This is a genomic window from Devosia sp. A16 (genome assembly GCF_001402915.1).
Lineage (GTDB): Bacteria > Pseudomonadota > Alphaproteobacteria > Rhizobiales > Devosiaceae > Devosia_A.
This window is the reverse complement of the sequence record NZ_CP012945.1, coordinates 1,739,351-1,765,219: the sequence shown is the minus strand read 5'-3', so window position 1 is coordinate 1,765,219 and position 25,869 is coordinate 1,739,351. Positions and strand designations below refer to the sequence as shown.

At 66.0% G+C, this 25,869-nt stretch carries 23 protein-coding genes; 12 read left to right on the top strand and 11 right to left on the bottom strand.

The genetic code is table 11. The annotated features are described in order from the left end of the window. Window positions 1–7: 7 nt before the first annotated feature. The 6 genes from kdpA (at window position 8) to APS40_RS08550 (ending at window position 8,331) form a co-directional block, all read left to right on the top strand. A complete protein-coding gene (kdpA, locus tag APS40_RS08575) occupies window positions 8–1,711 on the top strand; it encodes a potassium-transporting ATPase subunit KdpA (protein WP_055046648.1) in 1,704 nt (567 codons plus the stop codon). A gap of 73 nt (window positions 1,712–1,784) precedes the next feature. After that, window positions 1,785–3,830: a potassium-transporting ATPase subunit KdpB gene (gene kdpB, locus APS40_RS08570; protein ID WP_055046647.1), complete on the top strand. Its 2,046-nt coding sequence runs from the start codon at window positions 1,785–1,787 to the stop codon at window positions 3,828–3,830. An 11-nt stretch (window positions 3,831–3,841) separates the two neighbouring features. Beyond that, on the top strand, window positions 3,842–4,411 hold the full coding sequence (gene kdpC / locus APS40_RS08565; RefSeq protein WP_055046646.1) for a potassium-transporting ATPase subunit KdpC: 570 nt from the start codon (window positions 3,842–3,844) through the stop codon (window positions 4,409–4,411). 60 nt (window positions 4,412–4,471) lie between these two features. Next, a complete protein-coding gene (locus tag APS40_RS08560) occupies window positions 4,472–7,159 on the top strand; it encodes a sensor histidine kinase (RefSeq protein ID WP_055046645.1) in 2,688 nt (895 codons plus the stop codon). Further along, window positions 7,156–7,878, top strand: a complete 723-nt coding sequence (locus APS40_RS08555) for a response regulator transcription factor (RefSeq protein ID WP_055046644.1) — start codon at window positions 7,156–7,158, stop codon at window positions 7,876–7,878. Before APS40_RS08560 ends, APS40_RS08555 begins: the two co-directional genes overlap by 4 nt. A 9-nt stretch (window positions 7,879–7,887) precedes the next feature. Next, window positions 7,888–8,331, top strand: coding sequence for a PTS sugar transporter subunit IIA (locus tag APS40_RS08550; RefSeq protein ID WP_055046643.1), 444 nt, complete (start codon window positions 7,888–7,890; stop codon window positions 8,329–8,331). 107 nt (window positions 8,332–8,438) lie between these two features. Here APS40_RS08550 and APS40_RS24825 read toward each other — a convergent pair whose 3' ends face one another. After that, window positions 8,439–8,606 carry a hypothetical protein gene (locus APS40_RS24825; protein ID WP_156342874.1) on the bottom strand — a complete coding sequence of 56 codons (168 nt, stop codon included), beginning with the start codon at window positions 8,604–8,606 and terminating at the stop codon, window positions 8,439–8,441. An 84-nt stretch (window positions 8,607–8,690) separates the two neighbouring features. On the opposite strand from APS40_RS24825, the gene APS40_RS08545 reads away from it, so the two are divergent. After that, window positions 8,691–9,356 (top strand): phosphatase PAP2 family protein, encoded by a 666-nt coding sequence (locus APS40_RS08545; protein WP_055046642.1) that lies wholly within the window; start codon window positions 8,691–8,693, stop codon window positions 9,354–9,356. 223 nt (window positions 9,357–9,579) lie between these two features. Here the strand turns inward: APS40_RS08545 and APS40_RS08540 are convergent, their stop codons facing one another. After that, entirely contained in the window at window positions 9,580–11,046 is a 1,467-nt protein-coding gene (locus APS40_RS08540; protein WP_156342873.1) for a M81 family metallopeptidase, read from the bottom strand. 224 nt (window positions 11,047–11,270) lie between these two features. Between APS40_RS08540 and APS40_RS08535 the strand changes: the two genes are divergently transcribed. Next, window positions 11,271–12,395 carry a PLP-dependent cysteine synthase family protein gene (locus APS40_RS08535; protein ID WP_055046640.1) on the top strand — a complete coding sequence of 375 codons (1,125 nt, stop codon included), beginning with the start codon at window positions 11,271–11,273 and terminating at the stop codon, window positions 12,393–12,395. 167 nt (window positions 12,396–12,562) lie between these two features. Here the strand turns inward: APS40_RS08535 and APS40_RS08530 are convergent, their stop codons facing one another. The 4 genes from APS40_RS08530 to APS40_RS08515 all read right to left on the bottom strand — a co-directional run bounded on the left by APS40_RS08530 (window position 12,563) and on the right by APS40_RS08515 (window position 16,925). Next, a complete protein-coding gene (locus tag APS40_RS08530; protein ID WP_055046639.1) occupies window positions 12,563–14,113 on the bottom strand; it encodes an alkaline phosphatase family protein in 1,551 nt (516 codons plus the stop codon). Between the two features lie 33 nt (window positions 14,114–14,146). Beyond that, window positions 14,147–14,491 carry a hypothetical protein gene (locus tag APS40_RS08525; protein WP_055046638.1) on the bottom strand — a complete coding sequence of 115 codons (345 nt, stop codon included), beginning with the start codon at window positions 14,489–14,491 and terminating at the stop codon, window positions 14,147–14,149. Next, window positions 14,491–15,882 (bottom strand): L-serine ammonia-lyase, encoded by a 1,392-nt coding sequence (locus tag APS40_RS08520; RefSeq protein ID WP_055046637.1) that lies wholly within the window; start codon window positions 15,880–15,882, stop codon window positions 14,491–14,493. Before APS40_RS08520 ends, APS40_RS08525 begins: the two co-directional genes overlap by 1 nt. A gap of 98 nt (window positions 15,883–15,980) precedes the next feature. Further along, the gene (locus tag APS40_RS08515; protein ID WP_055046636.1) at window positions 15,981–16,925 is read right to left on the bottom strand and encodes a MurR/RpiR family transcriptional regulator; all 945 of its coding nucleotides are present in this window, start codon (window positions 16,923–16,925) and stop codon (window positions 15,981–15,983) included. A gap of 233 nt (window positions 16,926–17,158) precedes the next feature. Here APS40_RS08515 and APS40_RS08510 point away from each other — a divergent pair, with 233 nt between their 5' ends. From APS40_RS08510 to APS40_RS08495, 4 genes are all read left to right on the top strand, one after another. Continuing rightward, a complete protein-coding gene (locus tag APS40_RS08510) occupies window positions 17,159–17,506 on the top strand; it encodes a hypothetical protein (RefSeq protein ID WP_055046635.1) in 348 nt (115 codons plus the stop codon). 177 nt (window positions 17,507–17,683) lie between these two features. Next, entirely contained in the window at window positions 17,684–18,463 is a 780-nt protein-coding gene (locus APS40_RS08505) for an SDR family oxidoreductase (RefSeq protein WP_055046634.1), read from the top strand. 38 nt (window positions 18,464–18,501) lie between these two features. Next, on the top strand, window positions 18,502–19,503 hold the full coding sequence (locus tag APS40_RS08500; protein WP_055046633.1) for a Gfo/Idh/MocA family protein: 1,002 nt from the start codon (window positions 18,502–18,504) through the stop codon (window positions 19,501–19,503). 5 nt (window positions 19,504–19,508) lie between these two features. Beyond that, window positions 19,509–19,865: a hypothetical protein gene (locus tag APS40_RS08495; protein WP_156342872.1), complete on the top strand. Its 357-nt coding sequence runs from the start codon at window positions 19,509–19,511 to the stop codon at window positions 19,863–19,865. Window positions 19,866–20,105: 240 nt separating this feature from the next. Here APS40_RS08495 and APS40_RS08490 read toward each other — a convergent pair whose 3' ends face one another. The 5 genes from APS40_RS08490 to APS40_RS08470 form a co-directional block, all read right to left on the bottom strand. Beyond that, the gene (locus APS40_RS08490) at window positions 20,106–21,317 is read right to left on the bottom strand and encodes an amidohydrolase/deacetylase family metallohydrolase (protein WP_055046631.1); all 1,212 of its coding nucleotides are present in this window, start codon (window positions 21,315–21,317) and stop codon (window positions 20,106–20,108) included. Window positions 21,318–21,395: 78 nt separating this feature from the next. Further along, window positions 21,396–22,475: a Gfo/Idh/MocA family protein gene (locus APS40_RS08485; protein ID WP_055046630.1), complete on the bottom strand. Its 1,080-nt coding sequence runs from the start codon at window positions 22,473–22,475 to the stop codon at window positions 21,396–21,398. 225 nt (window positions 22,476–22,700) lie between these two features. Beyond that, entirely contained in the window at window positions 22,701–23,861 is a 1,161-nt protein-coding gene (locus tag APS40_RS08480; protein WP_055046629.1) for an ABC transporter substrate-binding protein, read from the bottom strand. A gap of 189 nt (window positions 23,862–24,050) precedes the next feature. Next, window positions 24,051–24,896, bottom strand: a complete 846-nt coding sequence (locus tag APS40_RS08475) for an ABC transporter permease (protein ID WP_055046628.1) — start codon at window positions 24,894–24,896, stop codon at window positions 24,051–24,053. Between the two features lie 13 nt (window positions 24,897–24,909). Beyond that, the gene (locus APS40_RS08470) at window positions 24,910–25,728 is read right to left on the bottom strand and encodes an ABC transporter ATP-binding protein (RefSeq protein ID WP_055046627.1); all 819 of its coding nucleotides are present in this window, start codon (window positions 25,726–25,728) and stop codon (window positions 24,910–24,912) included. Between the last annotated feature and the right edge of the window lie 141 nt (window positions 25,729–25,869).

Genomic DNA, 25,869 nt, shown 5'->3' with positions numbered 1-25,869 from the left:
TCCTCCCATGACCATACTCGGCTGGATACAGATCCTCGTCTTCTGCGGGATCATCATTGCGCTCGTCAAACCGCTCGGCGGTTACATGACGCGCGTCTTCAACGGCGAGAGCACCTGGCTGCAACCGGTGCTCCGCCCGATCGAGCGCGGACTCTACCGCGCCGCCGGCACCCGTGAGGACGAGGAACAGAACTGGATCACCTATGCGGTGGCGCTGTTGCTCTTCAACCTTGCGGGCTTCATCGTGCTCTATCTGCTGCAGCGGTTCCAGGCGGTGCTGCCGTTGAACCCGGCCGGCATGCCAGAAGTCGGGCCGGAAATCGCCTTCAACACCGCCGCCAGTTTCGTCTCCAACACCAACTGGCAGAGCTATGGCGGCGAGAGCACCATGAGCTACCTGACGCAGATGCTCGGCCTCGCGGTGCAGAACTTCGTTTCCGCCGCCACCGGCATTGCCGTCGCCATGGCGGTGATCCGCGCCTTCTCGCGCAAGTCGATGGCGACGCTCGGCAATTTCTGGGTCGATATCGTCCGCGCGACTTTCTACGTGCTGCTGCCGATCTGCGTCATCGGCACGCTCGCGCTGGTCGGGCAGGGGGTGCCGCAGAACCTCGATGCTTACACCACTGCCGCGACGCTGGAAGGCGCGCAGCAGACCATCGCGCAGGGGCCGGTCGCCTCGCAGATGATGATCAAGTACCTGGGCACCAATGGCGGCGGCTTCTTCAACGTCAACGCCGCGCATCCGTTCGAGAACCCGACGGCGCTCACCAACCTCATCTCGATGGTGGCGATCTTCGCCATCGGCGCGGCGCTCACCAATGTGTTCGGCCGCATGGTCGGCAACGAAAAGCAGGGCTGGGCGATCTTCATCACCATGGGCATCCTGTTCCTCGTGGGCGTCCTCGTCTGTTACTGGGCCGAGGCAGCCGGCAACCCCCTGGTGCATGCGCTCGGCATCGAGGGCGGCAATATGGAGGGCAAGGAGGTCCGCTTCGGGGTGCCGCTCTCCGCGCTGTTCGCGGTGATCACCACGGCGGCCTCGTGCGGCGCGGTCAACGCCATGCATGACAGCTTCGTGGCGCTGGGCGGCATGATCCCGCTGATCAACATGATGCTCGGCGAAATCATCATCGGCGGCGTCGGCGCCGGCTTTTACGGCATCGTGCTGTTCATCGTGATGGCGATCTTCGTCGCCGGGCTGATGGTCGGCCGCACCCCCGAGTACCTGGGCAAGAAGATCGAGGCCAAGGAAGTGAAGATGGCGATGCTCGCCGTCCTCTGCCTGCCGCTCGCCATGCTCGGCTTCACCGCCATCACCGTGGTGCTGCCGTTCGGCGTGTCGTCGATCTGGAACCCCGGGCCGCACGGCTTTTCCGAGGTGCTCTACGCCTATACCTCGGCGGCGGCGAACAATGGTTCGGCCTTCGGCGGCCTCTCGGCCAACACGCCCTGGTACAACATCACGCTCGGGATCGGCATGCTGATGGGCCGGTTCCTGGTGATCATCCCGGCGCTGGCGCTCGCCGGCTCGCTGGTCGCGAAGAAAACCGTGCCGGCTTCGGCCGGCACGCTCCCCACCCACGGCGCGCTGTTCATCGGGCTGCTGCTCGGCGTCATCCTCGTCGTCGGCGGGCTGACCTTCATCCCGGCTTTGGCGCTCGGGCCGATCGTCGAGCACCTCGCCATGCTCCAGGGACAGACCTTCTGATGCGCCCCCTCACGTACCAGGCGCGGCGCTCATGTGAGCCCGCCGCGCCTCTCCCAACCTGCTGGAGGCTCTGATGAGCCAGTTGAAATCGGCGAGCCTGTTCGACACTCGCATCCTCGTGCCGGCGATCGGCGCGGCGTTCAAAAAACTCTCGCCCAGGAGCCTGATCCGTAACCCGGTGATGTTCGTCGTCGCGGTGGTCTCGAGCCTCACCACGGTGCTGTTCGTCAAGGACCTGGTGACCGGCACCGGCAATCTCGGCTTCGCCTTCCAGGTGAACCTGTGGCTGTGGTTCACCGTGCTGTTCGCCAATTTCGCCGAGGCGGTGGCCGAGGGACGCGGCAAGGCGCAGGCGGACTCGCTGCGGCGGGCGCGCACCGAGACCATGGCCAGGCTGATGGCGCCCGATAACAGCAGCTACGAGATGGTGCCCGGCACCAGCCTCAAGGTCGGCGATATCGTGGTGGTGGAAGCCGGCGAGATCATCCCGTCGGACGGCGAGGTGATCGAAGGGGTCGCCTCGGTCAACGAAGCGGCGATCACCGGCGAGTCCGCCCCGGTCATCCGCGAGTCCGGCGGCGACCGCTCGGCGGTCACCGGCGGCACCCAGGTGCTGAGCGACTGGATCCGGGTGCGGATCACCGCCGCGCCCGGCTCGACCTTTCTCGACCGCATGATCTCGCTGGTCGAGGGCGCTTCGCGGCAGAAGACGCCCAACGAGATCGCGCTCAATATCCTGCTCGCCGGCATGACGCTGATCTTCGTGCTGGCCGTGGCCACCATCCCTGGCTTTGCCGCCTATGCCGGCGGCAATGTGCCGATGGTTGTCCTGGTGGCGCTGTTCGTGACCCTGATCCCCACCACCATCGGGGCATTGCTCTCGGCCATCGGCATTGCCGGCATGGACCGGCTGGTGCGCTTCAACGTGCTGGCGATGTCGGGCCGGGCGGTCGAAGCGGCGGGCGACGTCGATACGCTGCTGCTCGACAAGACCGGCACGATCACGCTGGGCAACCGGCAGGCGACGGCGTTCCGCCCGGTCGCCGGCGTCACGGAGGCCGAGCTTGCCGATGCGGCGCAACTGGCCTCGCTTGCCGACGAGACGCCGGAAGGGCGTTCGATCGTGGTGCTGGCCAAGGAGAAATACGGCATTCGCGGCCGCGACATGCAGGGCCTCAATGCGAGCTTCGTGCCGTTCACGGCGCAGACCCGGATGTCGGGCGTCGATGTCGACGGCTCCTCGATCCGCAAGGGTGCGGTCGATGCGGTGCTGGCGACGCTGGGCCATTCGACGTCGTCCGAGACGGTGCGCGAGCTTCGCGGTATTGCCGACGAGATCGCCAAATCCGGCGCCACGCCCCTGGGGGTGGTGCGAGACGGCAAGCTGCTCGGCATCGTGCAGCTCAAGGATATCGTCAAGGGCGGCATCCGCGAGCGCTTCGCCGAACTCCGCCGCATGGGGATCCGCACGGTGATGATCACGGGCGACAACCCGATGACTGCGGCCGCCATCGCGGCGGAGGCCGGGGTCGACGATTTCCTCGCCCAGGCGACGCCCGAGAACAAGCTGAGCCTGATCCGCGAGGAGCAGGCCAAGGGCAAGCTCGTCGCGATGTGCGGCGACGGCACCAACGACGCGCCGGCGCTGGCGCAGGCCGATGTCGGCGTCGCCATGAACACCGGCACCGTGGTGGCGCGCGAAGCCGGCAACATGGTCGACCTCGACAGCGATCCGACCAAGCTCATCGAGATCGTCGAGATCGGCAAGCAGTTGCTGATGACCCGGGGGGCGTTGACGACGTTCTCGATCGCCAACGACATCGCCAAATATTTCGCCATCATCCCGGCGATGTTCCTGGCGTTCTACCCGCAGCTCGGCGCACTCAACATCATGGGGCTGGCAACGCCGGAAAGCGCCATCCTCTCGGCCATCATCTTCAACGCGCTGATCATCGTGGCGCTGATCCCGCTCAGCCTGCGCGGCGTCAAGTACCGGGCGGTCGGCGCCGGAGCCCTGCTGAGCCGCAACCTCCTCGTCTACGGGCTGGGCGGCATCCTCGTGCCGTTCATCGGCATCAAGGCCATCGATATGGCGATCACCGCCGTCGGCCTCGCGTAAGGACATTCGAAATGCTGAAGCAACTGAGACCCGCACTGATCATGATCATCGCGCTGACGCTGATCACCGGGCTGCTCTATCCGGTGGCGATGACCGGGCTGGCGCAGGCGCTGTTTCCGAAGCAGGCGCATGGCAGCCTGATCGAAAAGGATGGCCAGGTGATCGGCTCGGAACTGATCGGCCAGCAGTTCAATGAGCCACGCTATTTCCATGGCCGCCCGTCGGCTGCCGGCGACGGCTACAATGCGGCTGCGTCCTCGGGTTCCAACCTCGGGCCGACCAATCCGGCGCTCATCGAGCGGATCAAGGGCGAAGCCGAGGCGTTGAAGGCCGAGAACCCCAACGCGCCGGTGCCGATGGACCTGGTCACCACCTCGGGCAGCGGGCTCGACCCGCACATCACCCCGGAAGCGGCATATTTTCAGGTGCCGCGGGTCGCCAAGGCGCGCGGCCTCGATGAAGCGATGGTCACCGAGCTGGTGCGCCAACATGTCGAGGCGCCGCTGCTCGGCTTCATGGGCGAGCCGGTGGTGAACGTCCTGAAACTCAACCTGGCGCTCGATGGCGCCAGCACATCCTGACACGATATAGGTGGGGCGCGGGTCACATCCCGCGCCCTGTCGTTCCCGCGGGACCAGTCGATGAACGATGCCAGACCTTCTCCCGATGCGCTGCTCGCTGAAGCCGAACGCGAAAACCGCGGTCGGCTGAAGATATTTCTCGGCGCGGCGCCCGGGGTCGGCAAGACCTACGAGATGCTGATGGCGGGGCGAGCCAAGCTCGCCGAAGGCGTCGACGTGGTGATCGGCGTGGTCGAAACGCATGGCCGCAAGGAGACCGAGGCGCTGGTTTCCGGGTTCGAGGTGATTCCTCGGGTGGTGGTCGACTACAAGGGGCGCCCGCTCGAGGAGATGGATCTCGACGCCATCCTGGCGCGGCGGCCGCAGCTGGTGCTGGTGGATGAGCTGGCCCATACCAATGCAGCCGGCAGCCGCCATCCCAAGCGGTATCTCGATGTCGAGGAACTGCTGTCGCACGGCATCGACGTTTACAGCACCGTCAACGTGCAGCATGTCGAGAGCCTCAACGACGTGGTGGCGCAGATCACCCGGATCAGGGTGCGCGAGACGGTGCCGGATTCGATCATCGATCGGGCCGACGATATCGAGGTGATCGACATCACGCCCGACGACCTCCTGAAACGGCTGCACGACGGCAAGGTGTACGTGCCGACCACGGCGCGGCGGGCGGTCGAGAACTACTTTTCGCCGGGCAACCTGACGGCTTTGCGCGAACTGGCGCTCAGGCGCACGGCGCAGCGGGTCGACGAGCAGTTGCTCAGTCACATGCAGAGCCATGCCATTGCCGGGCCCTGGGCGGCAGGCGAGCGGGTGCTGGTCTGCGTCGACGAGCACGCCCGCGGGCCGTCGCTGGTACGTTACGCGCGACGGCTGGCCGACCGCTTGCGCGGCCCGTTCGTGGCGCTCAACGTCGAGACGGCGCGCACGGCGGGCGTGTCGGATGCCGGCAAGGACCAGCTGGCCGCAAGCCTGCGCCTCGCCGAGCAGCTGGGCGGCGAGGCGGTGGTGCTACCCGGTCAGCATGTTGCGACCGAGATCGTCCGCTATGCCGCCGCCAATAACGTCACCCACATCGTCATAGGCAAGCCGCAGAAACCGCAATGGCGCGAGTGGCTGCAGGGCTCGGTGTCGCACGAGCTGATCCGCCATGCCGGCGATATCAGCGTGCATGTCATCGCCGGAACGGCGGAGCAGGGCGTGCGGCCCGGGGCGGGGCTGACGCATGTCGCGCCGCCGCGTTTCGAGCTCGTTCCCTACCTGTGGAGCACCGGCTATGTCGCTGTGGCGCTCGGCGCCGGGCTACTGCTCGACCGGGTGCTCGACGTCACCAATATCGCGCTGGTGTTCCTGATGGCGGTGCTGGCGGCGGCGCTCAGCTTCGGGCTCGGGGCGGCGCTGTTCGCCTCGCTGCTCAGCGCCTTTGCGCTCAACTTCTTCTTCTTGAAGCCGCTCTACACCCTCAACATCAGCGATCCGGAAAGCGTCATCGCGCTCGGGTTCTTCCTCGGCGTGGCGTTCATCGCCTCGAACCTCACCTCGCGGGTGCAGCGGCAGGCCGCGGCGGCGCGGCAGCGGGCGCGCACCACCGAAGACCTCTACCTGTTCTCGAAGAAACTCGCCGGCACCGGCACGCTCGACGACGTGCTGTGGGCCACCGCCTATCAGATCGCTTCGATGCTGAAGCTGCGGGTGGTGCTGCTGTTGCCCGAAAACGGCAGCATCGCGGTGAAGGCCGGTTATCCGCCGGAGGATACACTGGACGAGGCCGATGTCGCGGCCGCGCGCTGGGCCTGGGAGCACGACCGGGCCGCCGGCCGTGGCGCCGACACGCTGCCGGGGGCCAGGCGCCTCTATCTGCCGCTGAGGACCGGGCGGACCCCGGTAGGCGTGGTCGGGCTCGACAACGACAAGCCGGGGCCGCTGCTCACCCCCGAGCAGCGGCGGCTGCTCGATGCCCTCACCGACCAGGCGGCGGTCGCCATCGAGCGCATCCAGCTGGTCGAGGACGTCGAGCGGGCCAAGCTCGCGGCCGAGGCGGACCGGCTGCGCTCGGCGCTCCTGACCTCGATCTCGCACGACCTGAAGACCCCGCTCGCCGCTATCCTCGGCGCTGCCGAGATGCTGCGCGACCCGCCCGAAGGGCTCGCGAAGTCCGACGAGACGGAACTGCTCGGCACGGTGATGGACGAATCCGAGCGGCTCAACCGCTTCATTGCCAACCTCCTCGACATGACGCGGATCGAATCCGGGGCGATGGCACCGAATGCCGGGCTGAATTTCGTCGGCGACATTGTCGGCACGGCCCTGCAGCGCACCCGCAAGATCACTGCCGGGCACACGGTGGCGGTGGATATTCCGTCCGACCTGCCGATGCTGAACCTCGATCCGGTGCTGTTCGAGCAAGTGCTGTTCAACCTCGTCGACAATGCCTCGAAATATGCGCCGGAGGGCACCACCATCGCCCTCAGGGGCTGGACCGACGGCGCGTCCGTGGTGCTGCAGGTGATCGACGAGGGGCCCGGCATCCCGACCGAAGACCTCGAGCGGGTGTTCGACAGTTTCTATCGAGTGCGCAAAGGCGACCAGGTGCGGGCCGGGACCGGGTTGGGGCTGTCGATCTGCCGCGGCTTCGTCGAGGCGATGGGTGGTACGATCACCGCGCAGAACCGGCAGGACCGCAGCGGCGCCATCTTCACCATCAGGATGCCGATCCCGAAACAGGCAGCGAACATGGATGAACTGAAATGACCGGTTCGGACGTCAGAATCCTCGTCGTCGACGACGAGCCGCCGATCCGCAAGCTGCTGCGCATGGGGCTGGGGGCGCAGGGCTATGCCATCACCGAGGCCGGCAATGCCAGGTCTGCGCTGGAGGCGCTGCAAGCCGAGCGGCCGGATCTGGTCCTGCTCGATCTCGGCCTGCCCGATGTCTCTGGCCACGATCTGCTCGCCCGCTGGCGCGACGAGGGGCTCGGCCTGCCGGTGGTGGTGTTGTCGAGCCGCACCGACGAAGCCGGCATCGTCAAGGCGCTGGAGCTGGGCGCCGACGATTATGTGACCAAGCCGTTCGGCATGAACGAGCTGGCCGCCCGCATCCGGGTGGCGCTCCGGCACCGGCTGCAGCAGCAGGGCGAGCGTCCGGTCTTCGTCAGCGGCGGGCTGTCGGTCGACCTGGTCAAGCGCATCGTCAAGGTCGACGGCAAGGAGGTAAAGCTCTCGCCCAAGGAGTACGACATCCTGCGCCTCCTGGTGCAGCACGCCGGCAAGGTGCTGACGCACCACTACCTGCTGGAGCAGGTGTGGGACGGCACCACCGACGTGCAGTATCTGCGCGTCTATGTGCGGCAGCTGCGCCAGAAGATCGAACAGACGCCCGACCAGCCGCGTTACATCACCACCGAAACCGGCGTGGGCTATCGGCTCGCCGAGGCCGATCCGATCGAGCCGACCCCGAATGGCCAGAACTAGAGTGACCAGATGAACATCGCCGAACTGCTTCGCCCTCGGAACGTGCTGGTCGACGTCGAGGCCTCCAACAAGCAGCAGTTGCTGCAACTGCTGTCGCGCCGCGCCGCCGAGGCCACCGGGCTGAGCGAGGTGGTGGTGTTCGGCGGGCTCAGCCACCGCGAGACGCTCGGCTCGACCGGCATCGGCCAGGGCATCGCCATCCCGCACAGCGCTCCCGCCGGGCTCGACGCCCCGTTCGCGCTGCTGGCCCGCACGTCAAGGCCGGTGGAGTTCGACGCGGTCGACGACCAACCGGTGGACCTCGTCTTCCTGCTGCTGTCGCCGGCCGACCGCGCCTCGCATCTGAAGGCCCTGTCGGTGGTATCGCGGCAATTGCGGGCGCCCGGGGTGACGGACAAGCTCAGGCGGGCGCGGACGGCCGACGAGATGTATGCGGCGATGACGGGGGAGTAGGGGGCGCGCGGATTCGTCGGTCTTGGGCACGTCATTTCCACGCTCACCGAGCTGGAGGTGATTGCAGTGGATCCGCTCGAGTACCGCACAGCTGTCAGAGAGACCGCTCACCCCACCAGCGCGGCGACCACCGCCGCCACAAGCACCGGCAGGCCGGTAATCGCGATGATCAGCAGCAGACCGTTGCGCCAGTCGCGGTCGCGTGCGGAGAGTGGGGGCTTGTCGCCGGTCGGCAGCGCGGGCATATCGAGCCTCGTCGAAAATGGGAAGCCCATGCTACTGCCGCGTCCCATAGGGATTCGATTGGCAACCGGGCCGTTTGCTATAGGATTTCCATAGTCTTGCGGAGGATCGCCGACATGCCCAGCACCCCTCGCTCCGTCTATGTGGGGGCGCTTGCCGCGGCGGCGCTGCTCGGCGGCTTCGGCCTCATTGCCGATGCGGTGACCGATGGCGATACGCTCGACTTCGACAATGCGGTGCTGATGTCGCTGCGCGTCCCGGGCAATCCGGCCCAGCCGATCGGACCAGTATGGTTCAACGAAGCGGTTCGCGACATCACCGGGCTTGGCAGCTTCTCGGTGCTAGGCATCGTGACGATCGTGGTGTTCGCCTACCTGCTTCTCGCAGGCAAGCAGCGCACCGGCTGGTTCATGGCGTTCGCGGTGCTGGGCGGCACCATCCTCAGCACGGTGCTGAAGATGCTGTTCGACCGGCCGCGCCCGGAACTCACCGGAGTCGCCGAGGTGTTCACCGCGAGTTTCCCGAGCGGCCACGCCACGATTTCTGCAGTGGTGTTTTTGGCCATCGGGGCGATGCTGGCGGAATCCTCGCCCGAGCGGCGGCTGAAGCTGTTCTATATCGGCGTGGCGATCACGCTTACCGTGCTGGTCGGGGTGAGCCGGATCTATCTCGGGGTGCACTATCCCACCGACGTGCTGGCCGGCTGGTCGCTGGGCGGCGCCTGGGCGCTGCTCTGTACGACGGCTGCGCATTTTGTGCGGGAGCGGGCGGCATCTGCGTAGCGCGCTAATGCTTGTGTGAGTGCCTTCTCCCCTTGTGGGAGAAGGTGCCCGAAGGGCGGATGAGGGGTTCTACCCGCGTACTGGATCGCTCCTCGCTTACGCTCGGATCGCGCTACACTTCGTTTCGCGACCCCTCATCCGGCCTGTCGGCCACCTTCTCCCACAAGGGGAGAAGGCCACAGCCTCATGCTCCCGGTACAACTGCCACCGAGCAGGGGGCCGTTCAATCCAGCCCGAGCGGATCTGCGTCCAGCGGCCAGATCGGGCGGGTCAGGCGCTTGAACGGCAGCTCGGACCAGTTCGGATTGCTGGTCCCAGGCGTCGCGACGAACAGTTGCGCCCGGGTGTTGGTCGTGAACAGATCCTTGTGCTTGTAGAGGTTCTTGATCGAGACGACCTGCTTGTCGTCGAAGCTGATGCCGTGCAGCGAGAACAGGCTCAGGCTGTAGAGGTTGGTGCGCAGCGTCGTCAGCAGCACTTCGATGCCTTCCACCCGCACCACCGCGACGTCGCCGATGTCGATGCGCTCGCCCGGCAGGTGGTCCTGGTGGGCGTTGCGCTTCAGGAACAGCACCTCGGCCTCGGCATCGAGCGGCGGGCCGGAATGCGGCTCGAACTTGCCGCCGATACGGAGTTTCAGTTTGGCGCCGACGCCGACCTGGAAGCAGATCTTCACCGCCGAGGGGTCCCAGAGCGGGGCGACCACGGCATTGCGGATGCCGGCGTCGATGAAGGCCTTCAGCACATAGGTGGTGTCGCCCGGCGCGCCGCTGCCGATCTGGTCGGAGGTATCGGCGATCAACAGCGGCTTGTCGCCCTTGAGTTTCGCCTGCTCGATCGCTTCCCGGAACGGGGTGAAGGGCAGCGTCGCCTGAGCGCGGATGCGGTAGAAGGCTTCGCCATACTGTTTCGCGGCCCGGTCGGCGATGGCCTGATCGCGGTCGGCGACGGCCAGCATCTTGGCGCCGGCGAGCGGCACGTCGGCCCAGGGGAAGCCGTGGTTGAGCGACAGCGACAGCACGCCGTCCTTGCCTTCCCCGTCGTAGAGCGACTGGGTGAAGGCGATCATCGGGCCGTCCATGGTAGTGGGGAACAGCCCCATGGTCTTGCAGTCGAACAGCGCCATCCTGGGCTCGATCTCGCCCTTCAACGTCCGCTCCATCAGGGCGAACAGATCCTCGGCGCGTTCGGCGTGGTCGATATGCGGGTAGGTCTTGTAGATGACGATCAGGTCGGCATTGTCGACGATGGTGTTGTCGACATGGCCGTGCAGGTCGAGTTCGATGCCGATACGGGTTTTCGTGCCCACCAGCTCGCGGGTGCGCCTGACCAGGTCGCCTTCGCAGTCGTCATAGCCATCGGCGATCATCGCGCCATGCAGGTAATAGAGCACCGCATCCACCGGGCCGGCGGCGCGAAGATCGTCGAGGATGCGGTCGCGCATCGCTTCGTAATCGGCCTTGATGGTCGGGCCGGCGGGGTTGGCGAAGGCGAACAGGCTCTGGATCACCTCCCAACCGCGTTCGAGGCCGCGCTCGCGCCAGATCTGCGGCGGGGCTGACCAGGGCGAGGGCGCGAAGGTCTCGACATTGCGATCGGCCCAGAAACACTCCTTGAAGTCGTCGATGCCGGTCGGGAACGAGGCGAAGGTGTTGGTTTCGGTCCCCAGGGTGGCGATGAACAGGCGCATGGCGATGGCGTTCCGGATGAAAGGGTTGCCGGCAACCTTGGTAGGCCGGTGCGTGGGGGTCAATCACCGCCGGTTTCGCGATACGGAACATGGTTGTGCCGGACCGGGTCGTCGTTTGGTACAAAGTACTAACGAATCATCATCCTATAGAACAAGTTCGCGCTAAGTTGCAAAACTGCGGAAACACATGCTATGATTATGGCCATGTGTAGCAAGAGGCCATCATGTCGAACTGTGGACCGGACCGAGCCTGGCGCAGCCGGGCCATTGCGCTGCTCGAGGCCGAGGGGCGACGCTCGGCGGATACGCATCTGATCGCGCTGAAGCTGCCCGGGTTTACCGGTATCGACATCTATCTCAAGGACGAGTCCTCGCATCCGACGGGCAGCCTGAAGCACCGGCTGGCGCGCTCGCTGTTTCTCTACGGCATCTGCAGCGGCCGGATCTCGGAAGGCATGACGCTGGTCGAGGCCTCGTCCGGTTCGACCGCGGTCAGCGAGGCCTACTATGCGCGGCTGCTCGGGCTGGATTTTTGCGCCGTGCTGCCGCGTACCACCAGCACCAGCAAGGTCGAGGCGATCGTCGCACACGGCGGGCGCTGCCATTTCGTCGACCAGCCCGGCGCCATCTATGCCTCTGCCGCCGAGCTCGCGGCGCGGTGCGGCGGTTACTATCTCGACCAGTTCACCTTCGCCGAACGCGCCACCGACTGGCGCGGCAACAACAACATCGCCGAGTCGATCTTTCGGCAGATGGAGCAGGAGCGGCACCCGGTGCCTGAATGGATCGTGATGGGCGCCGGCACCGGCGGTACCTCGGCTACTATCGGCCGCTACATCCGTTATCGCTGCCTCGATACCCAGTTGTGCGTCCCCGATGTCGAGTTCTCCGCCTTCTATGACGGGTGGCGCCGCGCCGATCTCACCGCCACCGCGCCGCGCGGTTCGCGCATCGAAGGGATCGGGCGGCCGCGCATGGAGGCCTCGTTCATCGGCGAGGTGATCGACGAGATGATCCGGGTGCCCGATGCGGCGTCGCTCGCCGGCATGCAGGCGCTGTCGCGGCTGCTCGGCCGCCGCGTCGGCGCCTCCACGGGCAGCAACTTCGTCGGGGTGTGCTGGGCGGCGAGCCGGATGCGCGACCAAGGTCGATCCGGTTCGATCGTCTCGCTGATCTGCGACAGCGGTGAGCGCTACGCGGAGAGCTATTACAATCCGGCCTGGCTGGCAGCACAGGGGCTGGATCCGGCACCGCAGGTGGCGCGGCTCGAAGCGTTCCTCGCCGGGGGTGAGTTTGCGCCGGAGTTGCTGATGGGGGCGGAGATGGCGGCGGGCAGCTGCGCCGCCTGAGGCGGAACTCGGATCACCTCTCCCTTGGGGGAGAGGTCGGCCCGTAGGGCCGGGTGAGGGGGCCTTTCTGCACTCTCGGCGCTCGCCGCAAGGCCCCCTCACCCCAACCCTCTCCCCCAAAGGGAGAGGGGGCGCTCGCTGCGATCGGGGTGGCCTCGTCCGCCTGCCTACTTCCGCACGAACAAGCCGCCCGCACCCACCGACATATTCGTCAGCTCGCGCTCGCCCGAACTCAGCCGCCAGTCCAGCATCCTGCGGGCATAGTCGAGCGCCACTTCGGTGTAGGCCGGGTCTTCCGCGAGGTTCACCTGTTCGTGCGGGTCGTTGGCGATGTCGAACAGCAGCGGCGGCAGGGCGGCGAAATGCACGTACTTGAACTTGTCGTCGCGGATCACCGCATAGGCGCATTGGTCGGAGCTGATGCCGAGCGCCGTTTCCGGCCTCTGGGTGCGCACGTCGCGGAAATCGTGCTCGAAATATACGGCGTTGCGCCAGTCGGGCGGGGTCTCGCCGCGCAGGAACGGGGTCAGCGGCGTGCCATCGCAGCTGCGCGGAATATCGAGCCCAAGCCAGTCGAGCACGGTGGGCATCACGTCGATCGCCTGGGTGAATGCGGTGACGCGTCGGCCACGGGCGGCATCAGCCTCGGGCCGCGGGTCGCGGATCACCAGCGGCAGGTGGAAGGCCGCGTCGAAGTAGATTTCCTTGCCCCAGACATAGTGCTCGCCCAGCACCTCGCCGTGGTCGGAGGTGACGACGATCAGCGTGCGGTCGTACTGGCCGGTGTGCTTCAGATGTCGGACGATGCGCCCGAGCTGCGCATCCACCTCGGCGATAAGGCCGTAATAGGTGGCCCGCATCTGGCGGATCTCGAGCTCGTCGGCGGCGACCAGGTCCTGAGGATTGTGCTCGTCATAGGTGCTGGGCTGGCGGAGCGTGCCGATGGCGTAATCGAGCAAAGGGTGTTGCTCCCCTTCGACCGCCGGCGAGGCGGCGCGGACCGGGAACTCCACGTCGGCGGGGTGCACCAGGCAATTGTAGGGCTCGGGCGCGATCAGCGGCGGGTGCGGGCGGTAGAACACGAAATGCGCGAACCACGGCTTGTCGCGCCGCACCAGCAGCCACTTCAGGAACTCGTCGGTGAGGAAGGCCGTCTCGCTTTCCTCGGCCGTGAAGACGGTTGGAATGTAGCGGAAGCCGCGATCCGCGGGCTTATCGAAACCCTGGCGCGGGCGAAACACATCGGCGCGGCCGCCGGGTAGGTCGTAGCCCTTGGCGATCAGGTCAGACACCCACTGGTCCATGTCTTCCGGCAGGTGCAGCGGGGTGGAAAAGCCCGGAATCACCCCCTCGTCATAAGCGGTGAGCGCCGGATCGTTCGGATGGAGTCCACGCGGATCGGGCGTGGTGTCGGTGTAGCCGAACAGGGCCGGGTCGTAGCCGGCCTTGCGTGCCTCGAGTGCGATGTTGGTGTGACGCCGATCGAGCGGCGTGCCGTTCCGCCCGGAGCGGTGATTCATCAGGTATTGCCCGGTGAGCAGGCTGGTGCGTGACGGCCCGCACGGGGTGCACTGGCCGAAATGCCGGGTGAAGGTCACCGCGTCGGCCATCAGCGCGTCGAGGTTGGGCGTCCTGGCGTTCTTGTGCCCGAGGGCCGAGATGCAGTCGCCGCGCCACTGGTCGGCGCAGATCAGCAGGATGTTCGGGCGATCGGTCACGGCGCGGGCTCCAACTCGGGCGCCATTGATGCCCTAAAGTCGATGCTTCGGGGAGTAGGGGCTCCGGGGATTGACGTCGAAATCGACCACATCGACGCAGGACTGCGAGGCCGAATGGCTGCCGCCGGTGCGCCATGGGCCATCGCGCAACTCGATTTCGCCGACCTTGCTGAGCGTGAGGCAGCGCCACTCGCCACCTGCCGGCAGCACGCTGCTGGTGTCGCCGCCGAACTGATAGGTCAGCGCCTTCTCCTCACCGTTGCGGCTATGTCCGAGGATCACCGGGCAGACCTCTCGACGGAGACCGTTATAGGTGCAGACGATCTGCTTTTTCGTCGCCATCGCCTCGTGGAACAGCTGGTAGGCATCGCTTGGCATCAGCAGGCCGGGACGTTGACGGCGAGGCCGCCCTGGCTGGTTTCCTTGTAGCGCTCGCTCATGTCGGCGCCGGTCTGGCGCATGGTCTCGACGCAGACGTCGAGCGATACCTTGTGCGTGCCGTCGCCCTTCATCGCCAGCGAGGCGGCGGTCACCGCCTTTACCGCGCCAAAGGCGTTGCGCTCGATGCAAGGGATCTGCACCAGTCCGGCGACCGGATCGCAGGTCATCCCCAGGTGATGCTCCAGCGCGATTTCAGCAGCGTTCTCGACCTGCGCCGGGGTGCCGCCCAGGGCAGCGCAAAGGGAGGCCGCGGCCATGGCCGAGGCCGAGCCGACTTCGCCCTGGCAGCCGACTTCGGCGCCGGAGATCGAGGCATTGTGCTTGATGATGCCGCCGATCGCGGCGGCGGTCAGCAGCATGTCGTGGATGCTGGCGCGCGAGGCGCCTGCCTCGAACTGCTGGTGGTACTTGAGCACGGCGGGAATGACGCCGGCGGCGCCATTGGTGGGCGCCGTCACCACGCGGCTGCCGGCGGCGTTTTCCTCGTTCACCGCCATGGCGAAGACGCTCAGCCAGTCATTGCCGGCAAGCGGGCCGAGCTCGTTGCGCTGCCAGGCCGTCTGCAACTGCTGGTGGATGGCCTTGGCGCGGCGGCTGACGTTGAGCCCGCCGGGCATGATGCCGTCGGTCCTGAGGCCGCGCTCGATGCAGCCATCCATCGCCGCCCACAGCCGGTCGAGCCCCTGTTCGAGAGCGCGGCGCCCGATCCGCGCCTCCTCGTTGGCGCGCTTCATCTGGGCGATGGAGAGGCCGGATTCGCGAGCCATCGCCAACATCTGAGCAGCGTCGCGAAAGGGGTAAGGAACATCGGCCGCGTCAGCCCTCACCTCGCCGCGCGCCAGCTCCGCCTCGCTCACGACGAAGCCGCCGCCGATCGAATAGTAGACACGGCGCAGCAGCAGCGTGCCGTCGGCGTCATAGGCATAGAACTGCAGGCCATTGGTGTGGCCCGGCAGCCGCTCCTTCTTGTCGTAGATGAGGTCGAGCGCCGGGCGGAAACGATAGGCCGGGTGCCCTTTGGGATGCACCATGCCCTCGGCTTCGACGGCGGCGACGATCGCATCGATCCGGTCGGGATCGATGGTGTCGGGGGCAAATCCCGAGAGCCCCAGCAGCACGGCGCGGCCGGTGCCGTGGCCGACGCCGGTAAAGGCGAGGGAGCCATGCAGGCTCGCCTTCAGCGCCGTCACCACGGCGTGGCGCGGGCGTGGCCAATCGCCGGTGCGGAGTTCGTCGAGGAACCGGTTGGCGGCCGTCATCGGCCCCATGGTATGCGAACTCGACGGCCCGATGCCGATCTTGAAGACGTCGAAAACCGAGAGGAACATCAGGCCTCACATGTGGTGCGGGCGCACCATAGCGGCAACGCCGTGGGCCCGCTACTCGTGCGGCTTCAGCGTCTGCTAGCGGCAACGCCGCTGAGCCGCTACTCGTGCGGCTTCAGCGTCTGCATCAGCTTGGTCGGATCGGTCGACGGGGTCGGGATGGCGACGCCGATTGCGGTAAGGGTGTAGCGCACCCGGCGCAACGCCTCGCGGCCGCGCGCCCCGAGCTGCTGAGCCACTCCAGTGGCAATGGTGTCGATCACCCCCATATGGGCATAGCGCGAGGTGGTCGGCATCAAGACGTTGTCGTCTTCGGCAATGACGATGGGGATGACGATGCCGGCGGCCCTGGCCAGCGGCGTATCGGGGCGGGTCAGCGCGATGGTGGTGGCGCCGAACGAGGCGGCGATCTGGATCGCCTCGACCACGGGTTTGGATTGCCCGCTGTTGGAGATGGCGAAGGCGACGTCGTCCGGCTGCAGGGTCGAGGCCGACATGCGCTGCTGGTGCCCGTCGGTATAGGCGGCGACGGGGATGCCGAGCCGGAACAGCCGCAACTTGGCATCCTCCACCATCGCGGCCGAACCGCCGCCCTGGCCGTAGAGATCGAGCCGGCGCCCGGCGGCGATGGCGTCGATGGCGCGGCCGACCGCGGCGGTGTCGAGCTGCTCGAGGCAGGCCTGCACCGCGTTGGCGGCGCGCAGCATCACCGATTGGGCGAGCTGGCCGATGTCGTCGGAGAACACCCGGTCGGAGCGCAGATAGACCGCCGCTACCGTCATGGTGCTGGCGAGGCTGATCTTGAAATCGCTGAACGAGGCACAGCCGACCGAGCGGCAGAAACGGGTGACCGTCGGCTGGCTGACGCCGGCCCTGGCGGCGAGGTCGGCGATGGTCAGCCGGGTCGCTGCTTCGAAATCGAGCTGCACTGCCGCCGCCACCCGCCGCTCCGCGGGGGACAGCTCGGGCTCGGCCCGCTGGATGCGCGAGACAATGTCGATGGCGGGCTCTTCGGTTGCCGTCCGTGCGGTATCGCGCCTCGCCATGTCGATCGCTCCAGTTGTGAAATTCAATTACAACAACGGGGCGAACCTGACCAGATCGACTGTCGATTGCTCCACAGTACGGCACGGGCTTGGGCCGGTAGTTGTGTTCATGACGGCAGCCAGACGACCGTGCGGTTTCAGACTTTCGGCGAGCGGGGCAGAATCCGGTTGCGGCGACAGGAGTTCTGTAACATGATTTCAGGATCGGAGAGAACGCTTGGGGGAGCGGTGCAATGGCGGTGTTCGAGTTCGACCATGTGGGGATCACCACGACGGTGCCCCAGCCCAGGGAGGACTGGGTCGAGGCGAGCCGCATCTGGGTTACCAACCCGCGCCAGCACCCCGAGCATATCGAGTTCCTGCGTTACGAGCGGGACAGCACGGTGCCGGCGGAAGTGCGCGACAATCCGCATGTCGCCTATCGCGTCGACGACCTGGCGCCGCATCTCGCCGCGCCTGGCGTCGAGATCCTGATCCCGCCGTTCATCGTCGGCGATTTCCTCGAAGTGGTGTTCGTCAAGAAGCACGGCATGGTGTTCGAATACATGCGCTACCTCAAGGACGGGTGGTTCGGGAATTGAGGGTGGCGATGAGCACCGGGTCGGGCCCCACACTCGGTGTCATCCCAGCGAAAGCTGGGACCCATCCATCCACCTGCGCCGTGGCGCGTTGGGTCCCAGCTTTCGCTGGGATGACATCCGGTGGGATGGGTGAGTGAGTGCCCGGCCGCGGAATTCTGAAGCACTGAAGGAGCAAACATGACCGGCGCATTCACCGGCAAGACCATCGCCATCACCGGGGCAGCGGGCGGGATCGGCCAGTGGCTCTGCCGCTTCTTCGGCGAAGAGGGCGCGACCATAGCGGCGCTCGATCGCCATGACGGGGTGCATGCGCTGGCCGAGACGCTCGGCAAGGACGGCATCACGGTGAAGCCGGCGGTGGCCGACGTCGCCGATGCCGCATCGGTGGCCGCGGCGTTCAAGGGGTTCGGCGAGGTGCATATCCTCGTCAACAATGCCGGCATCACCCGCCACGCCACCTTCGAAAAGACCGACCCCGCCGGCTGGGAAGAGGACATGGCGGCCAATGTCGGCGGCGCCTATGCCTGCGCCCATGCGGTACTGCCGCAGATGGTGGCGCGCCGCTCGGGCAATATCGTCAATGTCGGCTCGGTCAACGGTCTCTCGGCTTTGGGTGACCCCGCCTACAGCGCGGCCAAGGCGGCGATGATCTCGCTCACCCGCTCGCTGGCGCAGGAATATGGCCGCTACGGTATCCGCACCAATATCGTCCTGCCCGGCACGGTGCGCACTCCGGTCTGGGACGAGCGCAAGGCCAAGGATCCGAACGTGTTGAAGACGCTCGAGCGCTGGTATCCGCTCGGCCGCATCGTCGAGCCCTACGAGGTGGCGCGGGTGATCGCCTTCCTCGCCTCCGATGCCGCCAGCGCCGTCACCGGTGCGGCAATCCCGGTCGATTGCGGTCTCACTTCGGGCAACATCGTGATGGCGCGCGAGCTGACGCTCGAAGATTTCTGACAGGCATTGGCCTGAAATCCATTCTTGAGGGGGACGTCTTGGACAAGTTGCGCATCGGGATTATCGGGCTCGGCTGGTTCGGCGAAATTCACGCCGAAACCATCGTGGGGGTGCCCAACCTGGAACTGGCGGCGCTCTGCACCCGCACCGAGGATCGGCTCAAGGAACTGGGCAACAAGTTTGGCGTAAAGAAGCTCTATCGCGACTATCACGAGATGCTCGCCGATCCGGAGATCGACGCGGTCTCCATCTGCACCATGTGGGACCAGCATACCGAGCCGGCGATCGCCGCGCTCGAGGCCGGCAAGCACGTGTTCCTCGAAAAGCCGATCGCTTCGACGGTCGAGGACGCCAACAAGATCATCGCCGCCTCGAAGGGCGCCAGGGGCATCCTCTTCATCGGCCATATCGTGCGCTTCAACCCGCGTTATCGCATGGCCAAGCAGGCGATCGCCGAGGGTCGCATCGGCAAGGTGGTGGCGCTGTCGTCGCGCCGCAACATCCCGGCCGCCTGGACCCCGACCATTCTCAACAAGATCGGCCCGATCGTCGGCGACGCCATCCACGACACCGACATCATGCTGTGGCTGACCGGCGACAGGATCGTCTCGGCCTATGCGCAGACGGTCGACGTGCGCGGGCTGAAGCATCCCGATATCGGCCAGACCATGTTCCGCTTCGCCGGCGGCGCCACCGCAACGCTCGAAACGGTGTGGTGCATGCCGACGCAGACGCCGTTCGACATCGACGAGCGCATGTCGATCATCGGCACCGAGGGCATCATCCACGTGCAGGACACCTTCCCGCCGCTCGGCATCGTCGACGCCAACAAGCTGCACTCGCCCGACATCACCTACTGGCCGATGTTCGACGGAGTGCGCGGCGGCGCGCTGCGCGAGGAGTTCAGCTATTTCGCCGGCTGTGCCCTGAGCGGCACGACGCCGACGATCGGCGTGCCGGAAGATGCTGCGGGGGCGTTAGAGGCGACGCTGGCGGCCGAGGAGTCGGCGCGGACGGGGAATGTGGCGCGGATCGGGTAGCTGTGGTGACCCCAAAGCGGCGCTACGGCATCCTGATACCTGTGGTGGCGGTGGGTTTGGGCATGCTCACTGGGTTCCTCATGGCACCCAGTGAAAGCGCCATCGTAGCTGGCTTGCCCAACGATCCCGACCAGATGGCGGTGGAGTGGAATGATCGGGTCCGCGTTGCTTTCCCCGATGGCACGCCAGTCTCAACGCTGGTGAGTCAATTGCAGGCGGCGAAGTTCACCGTGGACGATAGCAGGCTGTCCGCCAGCCGGCAGCGGACCAAGCTGTTCGCTTGCAGCGACAGGCTGTTCGTCCGCTGGTCGATCGATGGAGACCAGGCGAAGCAGGTCGAGGGGACGGTGTTTGCTTGCTGACGACGCTGGCCGTGCCCCTATCTCCCCCTCGCCCCTCTGGGGAGAGGGCCGGGGTGAGGGGCGCCAAGCGTTCGATGCGCCAAGAAACCCCTTCTTCCCTCAGCACGGAGAGGGAGCAATGCTGTTCATGCGATGCGCTTGGCGCCCCTCACCCTAACCCTCTCCCCAGAGGGGCGAGGGGACGCACTTTGAGCCGCCCGTGCCACAAGGCCACTGCGTGTCTGACTGAGCGTTACTCCGCTAGTGCTCATGCCCATGATGGCCGCCGATGAGGAAACTCTCCTCGAACGGTCGTCGGCTGACTTCCATCGACTTCCCGCCCAGATACACGGCGACCGGTTGCAATAGCGATGACCCCTGGCGGCGTTTGCCGACCACGTCCTCGAACACGTAATTGCTGTCATATTGCTTCAGCACCGTGATGTCGGCGACGGCGCCGACACCGAGATGGCCGAGCTCGGGCTTCTGGATGGCCAGCGCCGGACGGTTGGCCGACATGCCGATCACTTCGGGCAGCGACAGGCCGCAGTTCAGCAGCTTGCTCATGGTGTGCAGCAGGTCGTAGCCCGGGCCCTCGACGGCAATGACGTGGACGTCCGACGAGATCACGTCGGGCTTGAAGCCATCCTTCAGCGCCGCCTCGGCGCTGTCATAGCCGAAGGCCCCCATGCCGTGGGCGATGTCGAACAGCACGCCGCGTTCGCGCGCCTTGAGCACTGCGTCGATGACCTTGCCGTCGGCCCCGATGGCCGAGTTGGGGTCGGGGCGGTAGCAATGGGTGAGGATGTCGCCCGGTCGCAGCATATCGACCACATCGGCATAGCTCGGCGGCGCGGTGCCGATATGGGTCATCAACGGCAGGTTCAGCGCATTGGCGGCTTCGAGCGCCATCTCGAGCGCGCCGAGGCCCAGTTCGCCCGTCACCGGGCCCCCGATGCGCACCTTCACGCCGATGATGCGGTCGCGGTTGGCCTCGACCTTCTGGACGCACTTATCCACCGGCAGCATCGAGCGCAGCGTCGCTTCGCCGATCGAGACGCCCTTGTCGAAGCCGAAAATGCCGGGGAACGAGATGTTGAGGAAGGCGAAGATCCGGTAGGGCGAGTGGATCATCACATAGTCGCGGAACCCGTCGTAGTTGCCGGCACCGGCGCTGCCGGCGTCGACCAGCGTGGTACAGGCGGAGCGGCGGGCGATGAAGCCGGGATCGACGCTGAGCGAAGTTGCCTTGTGGTAGACATGGGTGTGGATGTCGATCAGCCCCGGCGCGACGATGCTGCCGCTGACATCCTCCAGCCTGGCTCCCGCTGTCGGCAGGTCCTTGCCGACCGCGGCAATCCTGCCGGCCTTTATCGCGACGTCGAGCACCCCGTCGACGCCGTTGCGCTCGTCGAGGACGCGACCGCCCCTGAGCACGATATCGAAGCCCTGTCCGGCTGCCGGTGAAGTCATCGATGGTCTCCGCTTGGGGTATGGGGAAACAGCGGCGGGCAGGCGCCCGCCGGTTACGTCCCGCTGATCGGGTCGGTCTCAGGCCAGTTCGACGACGCGCTTCTCGTTGATCGACTGCTCGGCGGCAAGCACGATGCGAAGGCTGTTCACCGCCGCATCCATCGACTCGGTGAGATCGAGATCTTCCTGGATGGCTTTCAAAAAGAACGCCTGTTCGCGGTCGCAGAGCTCCTGGTGGTTGGGTTCGTCCGTCATGACGAAGATCTCGTCCTTCTTGGCGAAGCTCTTGTCCCCCGGCTGCACCTCGGCGTGGTGGTACTGGATGGCGTCGGTCTTGGTATGCTGATCGATATTGGAGGAGTCCGACACGCCCTCCTTGTGCGCCTTGGGGTTGGGGACGATGGAGACGGCGCCCTTGGGGCCGACCACGTCCTTCACGAAATAGGCGACCTCGCTCATCATCGGGCCCCAGCCGGCTTCGTACCAGCCGACCGAACCGTCATCGAACTCGACATGCAGGTGACCATAATTCTGCTTGTCGGCTTCCGCCCAGAGCTTGGCGCCGATGCCGTGCACGCGCACCGGCCTGGCCTTGGTCATCTGGCACATCACGTCGACATAATGGACGCCGCAATCGACGATCGGGATCAGCGAGTCGATCAGGTTCTTGTGCCAGTCATAGGTCGGGCCGCCCGACTGCTGGTTGAGGTTGAGCCGCATCACCAAGGGCTTCCCCAGCGTCTGCGCCAGCTCGGTGAATTTCACCCAGCTGGGGTGGACGCGCAGGATATAGCCGAGCACCAGCTTCCGGTTCTTGGCCTTGGCCAGTTTCACCACTTGTTCGGCATCGGCGATGTTGGTGGCGAGCGGCTTTTCCATGAACACATGGGCGCCGGCGTTGATCGCCTTGATGGCGTATTCGGCGTGAGTGTTGGGCCAGGAGTTGATCGATACCGCATCGGGCCTGGTCACCCGCAGCGCCTCGTCATAGTCCTCGAACAGCGGATAGCCCTTGAGCTCCTCAGGAACGGGTTTGGATTTGATCGAGCGGCTCATCAGCCCGACGATCTCGAAGCCCGGGTTGCGATGATAGGCGCTCGCATGCGAGGCGCCCATATTGCCGAGCCCGACGACCAGAACTTTTACCGTATTGGCCATCCGGCCCTCCCCATCCGCTCATGTATGTTCAGCCGTGTCGGCCGTGAATCAGTCGCAGTGTCGGCGGCGTTGTTCGCCACCGTTGATCCCACCCACCGGTGTCATCCCGGCGAAAGCCGAGACCCATTTCGCCCCCGTGCGAGCGGAGAGATGGATCCCCGCTTGCGCGGGGATGACACCAAGGATGGGGCGGTCGCGGCGATGTGCCACCGCGACCACAGATCATCAGGCCGGCACGGCCTGGTCGAACAGGTGCGCCTTGACGTTCTCGACGTCGATCGCCTTGAACGCATCGCTCAATGCATAGGCCTCGGCGTCGGCCTTGACCTTGTCGTGGTCGAAGTCGTTCGCGGCGGCGATGCAGTCGTTGGTGCAGACGTCCTCGGCCTTCACCGGTTTGGTGATCTGCTTGAGCTCATAGATCTTGTCGAAGAAGGTCTGCCAGGCGACCATGTCGTGGTCGCCCCAGCCCTTGCGCTTGGACATGTCGCCGCGGAACACGTTGATCTGCTGCAGGATCGAGGTGGTGCCCAGCTCCGGCCCGATATTGGAGGCGAGAGTGGGGAACTGCTCGAACACCGCCTCAACCGCGGCGCGCGGGTTGTGGTAGGCGAACTCGAGACCCATGGCCCAGCCCTTGAGGTACTTGTCGAGGAAGGCCTTCTTGTCCGGGTCGTCGAGGTCGGCGGCGCGAACCACGAAGGTGTTGGCGAAGAGCGGCGATTTCTGCACGCCGAGCCAGTACTCGAACTCCAGCCCGTTGCCGATCCACTCGGCGCGCAGGCCTTCCCAGCTCAGGGCCGCATCGCCCTGGCCGGCGGCCAGTGCAGTGCCCCAGGTCGGCCAGCCGGCTTCGACATACTTCACCTTGGTGATGTCGACGCCCTGGACAGCGAGCATCGGATCGACGATCGACTGCCAGGCGGCCGATCCGAGGAGGATGGTCTTGCCTTCGAGCGTCTTCAGGTCATTGGTGCCGGTGCCCTTGCGGAAGGCGAGGCTGAAGGTATCGAGCGCGCCCATGTGGAAGGCCGATTTCAGCTTCATGCCGTTTTCGAGCGCGAACGAGAACACGCCCGGCGACGGGAAACCCATATCGGCCTGGCCGACATCGACGAACTTCACCGTGGCGGTGCCGTCCGACGGGCCGGGCTGCATGTCGGTCGCGACTTCGAGCCCGTCGAAGTAGCCCATCTTCTTGCCGATCCAGTACGGATAGTCGTCGAGCACTTCGAGCGTGCCGCGCGGCGAGATCCAGGTGAATTTCGGATAGGGCGCGGCGCTGGCGCGGCCGATGCCGCCGAGCGCCGAGGCGGTCACCACGCCGGCAGCGGAAACCGTGAGGAAAGTGCGGCGGCTCATGCCGCCCGAGGAGAACTTGGTCATTCAATCATACCCCTGTTGATGGATCGTCCCGTAGTCCCTTGGAGGGGGCGGCTGTTTGGTGCGCCGTCCTCACTCCCAATTCGATGGTGACGTTCCGGGCCTCCCTCGGCCCCATCGTCCCATCTGCTGCTGGGCTGTCGATCAGCCCCATGTTCCCGCTGCCATTTCCTCCGGCAGCGGGGGTGTTCGTCAGGCCTCCCAGCTGGCGTATTTTTTCCCGAGCAGGAAGAAGAGCACGTAGATCAGGATGCCGAGGATCGAGAGGATCAGCACCACCGCGAAGAACTGCGGCATCTGGATCATCGACGAGTAGGAGGTGAGCCGGTTGCCCAGCCCGAAGCCGCCGCCGACCATCTCGGCGCCGACCGCGGTCAGGAGCCCGAAGATCGAGCCGACCATCAGGCCGACGAAGATCATCGGCAGCGCCATAGGCGCCCGCACCTTCCAGAAGATCTGCAGCGTCGAGGCGCCATAGGAGCGGGCCAGCGCGATCTTGCCGCGATCGACCCGGCGGAAGCCGGTGGCGGCGTTGATCATCACCATCGGGCCGGCCGCAAGCGCCACGGCGATGATGCGCGGCTCGTAGCCGAAGCCGAAACGGAGGATCAGCAGCGGCACCAGCGCCAGCATCGGCGTCGTCACCAGCAGGAGGATGTAGGGCGTGATGATCTTTTCGGCGAACGGGAACTGGGTGATCACCGCCGCGAGGATCAGGCCCACCACCGCGCCGATGCCGAAGCCGGCGAACAGCTCGACCAGCGTGTGACCGAGATGCGGCGCGATGAGCGGGAACTCGGTGATGAGCGCCAGGGCGATCTCGCTCGGCTTGGGCAGCACATATTGCGGCACGGCGAACAGGTTCAGCAGCAGCTCGGTGCCGCCGATGATCACCACGGCGACCAGGACGATCGCCAGCACCTCGCCTATCGACTTGATGCCGGGCCCGGAGGTAAGGGCGGACATGTTGGTGAGGCCGACTTCGCTGTCGCCGCCGGCGGATTTCTTGAACTCGGGAATGGCGTCGGTTTCGCTCATCTCGATCTTTCCCTTACGCCACCTGGGCCGGCTGGGCCGGCGCGCTCGGGAAACGGCTCTGCTGCGTCCCGACGATTTCCGCCTTGATGGCGTTGGTGAGGTCGAACACCTCCCTGGTCGACATGATCTCGAGCGAGCGCGGCCGCGGGAACGGCACCTCGTGGATATTGGCGACCCGACCGGGGCGCGGGCTCATCACCACCACGCGGTCCGACAGGAAGATGGCCTCCTCGATCGAGTGGGTGATGAGGACGATGGTGGTTTTGGTGTCGAGCCAGATTTCCTCGACCAGCCGGTTCATCTCCTCGCGGGTGAAGGCATCGAGCGCGCCGAACGGCTCGTCCATCAGCAGCACCGACGGCTTGTAGCTGAGGGCGCGGACCAGGGCGGCGCGCTGCTGCATGCCGCCCGACAGTTCCCGCGGGAAGCGACCCCCGAAGCCCTCGAGGCCGACACGGTTCAACAGCTCGTCGATCCAGACGCGGTCGGGTTTGGTGCCCTTGATCTCGAAGGGGAAGTTGATGTTGGCGCCGAGATTGCGCCAAGGCAGCAGGTTTGCCTCCTGGAACACCATACCGATTTCAGGATTGGGGCCGGTGACCGGCTTGCCGTCGAGCAGCACCTCGCCCGAGGTGAGACCATGCAGCCCCGACATCGACCACAGCAAGGTGGTCTTGCCGCAACCGGAAGGGCCGACGATCGAGACGATCTCGCCATCCATCACGTCGAGCGAGCAGCGATCGATCGCCAACAGGTCGCCCGAGCGGGTGTTGTAGACCTTGGTGGCCCCCTTCACCCTGAGTTTCGGTTGCTTGGACTCCTGAGCTGTCATCGCCCCTCGCGCTGCCCCGTACCAGACATGGAACGGCTTCCGAGCGCCCCTGCAGTGCCCTCATCCCCGTCCGAGATGCAGTCTGTAACTATCCTACTTTCCGAGTCAAGCGGCTGTCAGACTAGTTCCATACAGGGAACG